This window comes from Vibrio sp. 1401, assembly GCF_033340295.1.
The window spans coordinates 1-503 of sequence record NZ_JAWOWF010000899.1 but is presented as its reverse complement, the minus strand read 5'-3'; the positions used below and the strand labels follow the sequence as shown (position 1 = coordinate 503).

1 pseudogene is annotated in these 503 nt (G+C 51.5%); it reads right to left on the bottom strand.

Features of this window, described 5'->3' with window-relative positions:
• Positions 1-44: 44 nt before the first annotated feature.
• Positions 45-503, bottom strand: a pseudogene (locus R7Z77_RS28780) (6-phospho-beta-glucosidase); the annotation flags it as partial.

Here is a 503-nt window from a genome sequence, read left to right as displayed (position 1 = left end):
AAAAAGGGATGGCACTCACCATCCCTTTTGCGTTTTAATTGGGCTTAGCGAAACTGCGGCATGTAATCGAGGTTCGCTTGAATTGTCTCTTCCAATGCCTGCTCTAGAATCGTTCCTGTTGTGACCAGTGGGTTCAGAATCAACGCTCGGTGCGCCGCGTTACGGTTGCCTGTGACCGCAGCTTCGACAGTGAGCGATTCAAAATCCTTCATCAATTGAATCAGGCGCAGCGTATCTGTTGGGAACGGCGCAACATTCAAAGCGACTGGCCCTGATTTGGTGATCATACAGCTGACTTCCACAGGGCAGTCGTCCGGCAAGCCCGCAATCGCGCCGTTGTTGCGAGTGTTCACGTGCATGATGGTGCGCTTGTCGTTGTAGATAGAGCTCATCAGCTCACAGGCCGCTTTTGAGTAATATTGGCCACCGCGCTTTTCGAGTTATTTTGGTTTCTCGTTAAGCTCTGGGTTGCGGTAGATATCGAACAGACGTTTCCCCATCGC